The following is a 7,438-nucleotide window of genomic DNA, read 5'->3' as shown; positions in this document are numbered from 1 at the left end:
TCGACAAAACATCGACAGACTTCCTGTGTGAATGCCTGGAATGGGTCACCAATTTGTCTTTTATTGCGCTCGGACGCAGGCGGAGGGACGGCGGCTCTCGTCGATTTTTTCGAGTAAGGCGGCAATGGGTGTGCGCCTGCTCATGCCGTCGGCGATCTGCTCGACAAGCTGGGGCGACTCGGTGAGCACTTCACGGGCTTTGCTCTCGCAAGCCTGCAGCCAGAAGTCCATCCCAGGCGGAGTGCGCCCCTGGCTCTGGAGCACTTCGTCGATGAGGGCCACCCACTGCCCAAAGGCGCGCAGGTCGTGCCCGGCCCCCCGCGCCTTGCCCAGGGTCAATTCTTCGCTGACCTTGCCTGCCACCAGGACCGTCAGGGTGCGCAGGATCTGCTCGGCATCGAACGGCTGGGAGTGCGGTTGAAAATGGGTCGCACCGCAACTCTGGTGCAGGTGGCTGGCTGCCGGTGTGAGCGCGTAACCGGCGACGGCGACGCCGAGGCGATGGGCGACGATCACGTGCCCTGCCTCGTGTACCGCTGCGATCCGCCGCCACAGGGGCCATTCGATCCACTGGTTGAGCCGCAGGTGCAGCCGGTCCATCAGCCGTGCCCACAAGGGCCGGACGAGGCGCAGCAGGACAAGGGTACCTGCCACCAGCAGTGCTGTCACCCAGACCGGGTACTGCCACATCCCCCAAAACAAGAAAGACAGTACGACAGCCAGTAAACCATCGGCGACAGCCTCCCGCAGGATGGATAGGAGCAAGCAGACCCCCCTTGGCTGAACTCAAAATCAGCCACTATCCTATCAACGCCAGGTAAATTCCCTCTATAGACCGCAGTCGAGTCTTCGCAAAAATCACCGCCGGACACTGTCCAGGTGTCCGGCAGTCGCAATTCAGATGCTGGCGACGCGGTCCATACCGGAACTCATCGCCTTGAGCACCGCCTGGGTGCGGTTGGTCGCACTCAGTTTCATCAAGATGCGGCTCATGTGGTTTTTGACGGTATTCACGCTCAGATAAAGATGAGCGGCGATCTGCTGGTTGGAGTAGCCCTGCTGAATCAAAGCGAGGATCTCGCGCTCGCGGTGCGAGAGGGGCGTGGTCTGGGCCGTACTCTCGGGGCGGCGGGCGGCAAAGGGGGCGAGCGCTCCCTCGGAGCCGGCACAAGCTTCGTCGATCGACTGTCCATCGCAGATAGGATCGACCCAGCGCACACCAGCCAGGGTCTTGAGCATGACCTTGAGCAGAACTGATAGCGAAGAGTGCTCGGTCCAGAGGCTATCGGCACCTGCCTCGACGAGCGCCCTGGCGCTTCCGGCTTCGCTCGCCGCGTACATGACAAGAAGCCGTGCCCCCGGTGCCCAGGCGCGCAGGTGGCGGACGAGGGTCTGCTCGCGCTGGGTAGCGGCGTGAACTTCGAGGACGATCAAATCGACGGGCCGCTCGTGAAAAACCTCGCGGCAGACAGTCGCAGCAGTGAGGTGCATCGCCAGCGACAGGGGAGTGTTTTCTTTGATCAGCCGCTTGAGGGCGTAGGCCGTTACAGGATGATCGCAGATGATCGCAACTCGGGCGTTGTCGCTGTCAATAGGGGGAAACTGCATTTCAGGACTCCTCAAAATGGGGGAAAGGGAAGTAGACCGCAATCTGATGGCCAGGCACATCCTCCGCTGAGGTTGTGACCTGTTCAAGTTCCCGACGCACCGGCCTGAATTTCTATAGGCCGCCGGTACAGGCTACATGCAGAAACGCTCAGGTCTGCTCGTCTGTAGACGTGAGCGCGCACGCAACGGCAGCGTCGCCACCAGTGAAAAACAAGAACCTCGACCAGGACTGCCGATACTGGTCGGGAGCACTCTGGTCAGCAGGACAGAAAAACACGATCGAAGCAGGCATACTGGAAGCAGGAGGATTTCAGAATGAGGAATACAATCATAACAGTAGCAAAAAAAACCAGCTTCGATCATGAAGAATGTTTTGCGAATTTTCCTTGTTAGCGTTTGTTGACCTGATCGCTATTATCAGCGGGGCGAATGGTCCGTTGCCCATGGGCCGGGAATTCTAGCTGCTGATTGTGTCAACTATACTCAGGTTTATATCCACGGTTTCGCTTGCAAGCCTGCACCAGATAGGGGCACTAGATGCGGCGAATCGTCGTCGAGAGCAGCCAGCCGGGCAACAGCGCCACCAACAGCAGAATCATCCCCCAGGTCAGCGGATCTTGAATAGCGCGGGCGGCGGCGGAGCCGACCCGATGCACCAGGCAGATCCAGCTGCCAATAATCGCGCTCATCCCGATCACGACATCCCAAAAACTGCCGTTGCGAAAGAGAACAATGCCAAAGGGCAGGCGCAGAGGCCGCCAGGGCAACAGCCCCGGCCAGGTCAAACTGTCTCCCAAAAGATGTGAAAGATAGCCTGCCAGGGCGGCGAGGGCAAGGCTCCGGTCGATGAGCGACCACGGCAGACTGAACGCCAGAGCCGCCCAGAACGTGTGCGTCCAGCCGCGCCGGCCCAAAGCGCGCTCCAGCAAACGTCCTAAAAGCGGGATCTGCAGCCCGAGCCAGGCGGTCGGGCAATCGATGTCAGCGAATACCCCCGACAGCGAGACCACCGCCACATGGGTCCAATCGACCGGCAAATCCATGCCCGTCTGGCTCTGGGCCACCAGGCCCAAAGTCAGATAACTCAGGTTGGCAATGGCTACATGGGTGCCGCCATTCATCGAAAAGCTCGCATCGACAGCGCACAGTGAGCGACAACGAGTAAGCGCAACGAGGAGACCGTGAACAGTCCTATTAAATCCCAATTTGGGGAAATATCGGTCAATGCGAAGGAAAGGTTTGGATTTTGCTTCCGGCGGCTTTCTGGAAGGACAGCTGGCCGCAGGCTCTCTCGCCCCAGCTTATCAGTGCCGGACGTGGCCGGCGGCGATTGGTTCCCGCCGCTACTTGTTGAGGGCAGCGAGGATCTCGTCGAGCGCCCGGCGGGCGGCTCGAAACTGCTGATTTTTAAGGGCGCTGCGCGCCGCTTCGACTGAGGTGTTGAGCCTTGTATAGTCGGCATCGCCCAGCAGACTGTGGTTGGCCTCGAGGGCGGAGGCACCGCGCTCGACAAATTCGAGCGCCTGGGGAAACTCGCGCTCGTTGAGTTCGATGAGGGCGGCGTCGAACTGCTGGCGCACCTGCTTGATCGCCTCCGTCGAACTGGTGGCAGGGGGGCTGGGGAGCGTGGCGTAGACCGCTTCCATCTTGCGCTGCATCAGATCGAAGAGGTTGGCGACGCTGGTATTTGGATGGGTGAGGGAGGCGAGGACGCGCTCGGCGGTGGTGTCGGCCTCGGTCATCTCGCGGGCCGCCACCAGGCTGCTCGCCATGATCTTGTCGCGGTGAAAATCGCGCAGAGCCTGGGCGTTTTGAAACGCCTCGCGCGCCTGCTCGAAGTCACCGTCGGCTGCGGCTGAGGCCGCAGTGCTGTAGGCGGCCACCAGCGTCTCGACGGCCTGGCGCTCCGCAGCACTGCCTTTGTCCTCAGCACCGATTGCCCCGCCCGCCAGGAGCAGAGCCAGAGCAAACCCACCTATCCACGCACCCTTCATCGCTCGCTCTTCGTCGTGAAAATTGCTGAGCATCAGCATAGGACTAAATCGCATTTATTTGCAATAGTCTGGGATCCGTTAGCAAACCTGTAGGGATCGGATGTCAGCGCAGGGCGAACTTCAAGGATCCACCGATCGCTGCTCTTCGTGTCCTGCACACGTTCCGGACTCTTCGGCTGCTACTTAAGCGTGATTCCCTGTTGAGAGTCATTGCTATTAAGCTTTCAGGGTGCTATAGGTAGTCCGTTCTCGATCCTCTCTGATGCAGTGGTGAAGTCGAGCGTGTGCGCAGCGATGGCCGCTTTGCTGGTGGCGGTCAACCAGGCGGCAGCAGGTGCCCAGACGGTTCCGGCGGCGGACAGTCTGCAGGACGTGCAGCCGGGCCAGTGGGCCTACGGCGCGCTGCAGCATCTCATCGAGACCTACCGGGCGGACAACGCCGATCTTGAGCGGGCCTTCGACAGCCATGAGCCGCTCACCCGCTACGAGTTTGCGGTCGGCCTCAATCAGGTACTGGGCCGAATGAACGGCGAGCTGAGCGGCGGCAAGGAGGTAACCCGCGCCGATCTGGAGGCGGTAAGCCGCCTGCAGCAGGAGTACCGGCCCATGCTCGCCTCGATGGAAGGGCGCATCGAAGCGCTCGAGACGCGCATCGCCCGACTGCAGGCCGAGTCGTTCTCGCCCATCGTCAAGATGAGCGGGGCGGTCTACGTCGGTCTTTCCGCCGGTACGGCGGCGCGGGATCTCTCGCCCACGCCCCTCAACCGCAGCGGTGCCTTCGAGGAGGAGTACGGCCTCGACAATCCCGACTACGGCAGCGAGGACGGCAGCACCGCCGCCCGCCGTAGCAGTGGCCAGGTGCCGCTGTCGCTCGCCGTGCGCACCGACTTCAAACTCACCGCCAGCTTTACGGGCCGCGATTTACTGGAAATTTTGATTCGCGGCGAGGCGGGCAGCTCGGCCACCAGCGCCTACGGCGGTGGCCGGATCTTCAACTTCGCCGGTTCTAACACCGACTTGAGCGGTGAGCCGGGCAATCCGACCCCGAGTGTGCTCGCTCGGGTGGCGATCGACGAATTTTATTACAACTTCCCGATTGGCTCAGGGGATGTGCGCCTCATCGTCGGTCCCCGCCTCGAACCGCGTGAATTTATTGGCCGCAGTGCGATCGCCGACATCAACGCGACGGCCTTCCTGCGCCACAGCTTCCAGAGCAACCCCCTCGAATTTTTGCCGCGCGGCGAGGAGAAAGGTTCGGGGGCAGCCCTCGACTGGTACGCCTCGGAATCCCTAAGCGTGCGCGCCGCCTACATGGCCCTCAAAGGCGGACAGAACCGGGCGGAGGGCGGACCCTTCGCCGGGGGACTTTTTGGCGGCGACAACCAGTTTCTCGCCGAAGTCGAATTTCGCCCCGCCGACAACCTGACGCTGCAGTTGCTCTACAACCGGGCGAGCCGCAACGGCGGCTTTGGCGCAACGGGCACGGTGCTCGACGAGGTGCCCGAGACCTTTGCCAATCTGATTACCGGCGGTGCTCCCGGCGTCGCCAACGCCCTCGCTTTGAGCGTCGATTGGCAGATCAGCAACGACGTGGGCATCAACGGCAGGCTGGGCTATGGCCTCGTCACCAACGGCGGCCAGGCGGGCGACGCCCGCATCAGCAGCTGGTCAACGGCGCTGGTGATTGGCCGGGTCTTTGGCAGCGTCGCCGACCGCATCGGCGTCGCCATCGGCCAGCCGATTCACATTTACGCTCCTGGGGCGGGCCTGCTCGCTGATACCGGCACCCAGACCAACTTCGAGCTTTTTTATCAGTACGCCCTCAGCGACCGGATCACGATCAAGCCCGACTTGCAACTGATTTCCCAGCCGGGCAACGTCTACACCAACCCACTGCTCACCGTCGGCAGCGTCGTCGGCATTCTGCGCTTTTGAAGTCATGAAAACACTGCCCCACGTCCTGCTCTACGGATTGTTGGCTCTCGGGCTGAGTGCTACGGCGCTGCGGGCAGAGGAAGAATTGCCCGTGCTCAGCCTCGATGCGATCGAGGGCCGCCCTTCGGAGGAAGCGGCGGCGAGGGCGGAACTCGGCGGCGAGGCGGTGGCCCAGGCGGCGGTGAACGACCTCGACGACGTGCCGCCGGAGCACTGGGCGTACCGGGCCGTCCAAAACCTCAGCGCCCACCACCCGATCCTCAAGGGCGAAGCGGATGGCCGCTTCGGCGGGAGCCGTCCTCTCAGCCGCTACGAATTTGCCCTTGGCCTGCGCGCCTTTTTGCAGCAGGTCGATGAGCTGGTGGCCGAGAGCAAAAGCGAGCGGGTGAGCCGCGAGGAATTCAACACCCTCGAACAGTTGCGCCTGAGCTTTGCGACCGAATTGAGCGTGCTCAAAGGCCGGGTGCGTTCGCTCGAAAACCAGGCAAAGCGCCTGGAAGGCGAGCAATTTTCGATCACCGCCAAACTCGCCGGCAACATCGTGATGGCGGTCAACGGCGGCAACGCCGGGGGAACGATCTTTGCGGCGGGGGCGGCGAACGGTTCGACAGGCGGGGCGCGGCTTCTGTTGGGGGCGTTCTCGGTGGCCGACGCCCAGGCCGCCCAGCACAACCCGAACATCGTGGCGGCGAGCAGCGACGGCAGCATCGGGGTGATCGGCGGCCTCACCCACCAGGAAAACAATATTCCCGGCAATGTCAACAACGTCACTTTTATTGCCCGCACCCGTCTGAACCTGCTCACCAGCTTCACCGGCGACGACCTATTGCAGGTGCGGCTGGGAGGGGTGGCGGGCACCGACCCGGCCTTCGCCACCTACTACTTCGGCGGCCTCTCCTACGGCGGCGATGCGGGAGATTTTAAGGGCCGCATGCTGCTCGACTTCGACAAGATCCAGTACAGCAGCACCGCCTTTGGCCCCAACTTTCGCTACTACGTTGGCCCGGCCCTCGACCCGCGCGATATCGTCGATCGCAACAGCTTCGCAGGCAACGATCTCACCGACTTTTCCTCGACATTTTTTACCCGCAACCGGCTCCTGTTGGGCGTGGTGGGCAACACTCCCGGCCAGAACCCAATTCTTGAAACCAGCCCCGGCTTTGGCTTCGACTGGCAAATCAGCCCGGCGGTGGCTCTTCGGGCCGTCTACAACGCGGGCGAGGGCGGCCTTGCCCGCAGCTTTGGCCGGGGTGGGGTGACGGGCGATCTCAACCAGATCGTCGGTGAACTGGAGATCCAGCCTGCCCCCAACCTGGCGGTGCGGCTGCAGTACAGCCGTTACACGGTGCCGCTCTTTTTTGTGGGCATCGACCCGGCCAACGCGGTGATCCAGCCCGAGGACGTGCCGCTCGTGGGCAACGCTGCGACCAGTGTCTTTGCCTTCAACGCCGAGTGGGCCGCCTCCCCTGGACTCGGCCTTTTTGCCCGCTACGCCACCGCCAACACCAATCTGGGCGACAACGGCCTTTTGGGCGGCAGCGGCACGGCGGCGAGCAGCATGTGGCAGTTGGGCGCTGTCTTTGCCGGTCTGGGTGGGCCGAAAAACGCCCTGGGCCTCGCCGTGGGCCAGCCCACCCACGTCTTCAGCGCCACCGGCAGCATCGATCCGAGCCGGGCGCTCGGTTCTACCAGTCCCGCCGCCGGTACCGCCACACCGCTCACCGCCGACAGCGGCAGCGAGACCGATGTCGAGCTGTTCTGGCGACTTGCCATCGATGAGCGCCTGAGCGTCACCCCGGATCTGCAGTTCATCTTTGCCCCCCACAGCGTCGCGGTCAATCCGCTGTTTATCAACGCGGCGCTGCGGGCGGTATTCACCTTCTGATTGCTGTCACACACCA

At 62.6% G+C, this 7,438-nt stretch carries 6 protein-coding genes; 2 read left to right on the top strand and 4 right to left on the bottom strand.

Features of this window, described 5'->3' with window-relative positions:
* Positions 1–60: 60 nt before the first annotated feature.
* From GKIL_RS08815 to GKIL_RS08800, 4 genes are all read right to left on the bottom strand, one after another.
* Positions 61–765: a M41 family metallopeptidase gene (locus GKIL_RS08815; RefSeq protein WP_023173185.1), complete on the bottom strand. Its 705-nt coding sequence runs from the start codon at positions 763–765 to the stop codon at positions 61–63.
* A gap of 132 nt (positions 766–897) precedes the next feature.
* On the bottom strand, positions 898–1,608 hold the full coding sequence (locus GKIL_RS22550; RefSeq protein ID WP_023173184.1) for a response regulator transcription factor: 711 nt from the start codon (positions 1,606–1,608) through the stop codon (positions 898–900).
* Positions 1,609–2,141: 533 nt separating this feature from the next.
* Positions 2,142–2,729, bottom strand: a complete 588-nt coding sequence (locus GKIL_RS22545) for a metal-dependent hydrolase (RefSeq protein WP_023173183.1) — start codon at positions 2,727–2,729, stop codon at positions 2,142–2,144.
* A gap of 222 nt (positions 2,730–2,951) precedes the next feature.
* A complete protein-coding gene (locus tag GKIL_RS08800; RefSeq protein WP_144080363.1) occupies positions 2,952–3,635 on the bottom strand; it encodes a hypothetical protein in 684 nt (227 codons plus the stop codon).
* Between the two features lie 237 nt (positions 3,636–3,872).
* On the opposite strand from GKIL_RS08800, the gene GKIL_RS08795 reads away from it, so the two are divergent.
* Both GKIL_RS08795 and GKIL_RS08790 read left to right on the top strand, forming a co-directional pair.
* Complete coding sequence (locus GKIL_RS08795) at positions 3,873–5,537, top strand: iron uptake porin (protein ID WP_144080362.1); 1,665 nt, start codon at positions 3,873–3,875, stop codon at positions 5,535–5,537.
* Positions 5,538–5,541: 4 nt separating this feature from the next.
* Positions 5,542–7,422 (top strand): iron uptake porin, encoded by a 1,881-nt coding sequence (locus GKIL_RS08790; protein WP_023173180.1) that lies wholly within the window; start codon positions 5,542–5,544, stop codon positions 7,420–7,422.
* Positions 7,423–7,438: the final 16 nt, after the last annotated feature.

Origin of the sequence: Gloeobacter kilaueensis JS1 (assembly GCF_000484535.1) — a bacterium.
Classification (GTDB): domain Bacteria; phylum Cyanobacteriota; class Cyanobacteriia; order Gloeobacterales; family Gloeobacteraceae; genus Gloeobacter; species Gloeobacter kilaueensis.
Note: the sequence above shows the minus strand (reverse complement) of the source record. Positions and strands in the feature narration are given on the sequence as shown.

Bases quoted from the DNA above. Each gene is read 5' to 3' on its own strand.
- GKIL_RS22550 (WP_023173184.1), bottom strand. From the start codon at position 1,608: ATGCAGTTTCCCCCTATTGACAGCGACAACGCCCGAGTTGCGATCATC.
- GKIL_RS22545 (WP_023173183.1), bottom strand. From the start codon at position 2,729: ATGAATGGCGGCACCCATGTAGCCATTGCCAACCTGAGTTATCTGACT.
- GKIL_RS08800 (WP_144080363.1), bottom strand. From the start codon at position 3,635: ATGCTCAGCAATTTTCACGACGAAGAGCGAGCGATGAAGGGTGCGTGG.
- GKIL_RS08790 (WP_023173180.1), top strand. From the start codon at position 5,542: ATGAAAACACTGCCCCACGTCCTGCTCTACGGATTGTTGGCTCTCGGG.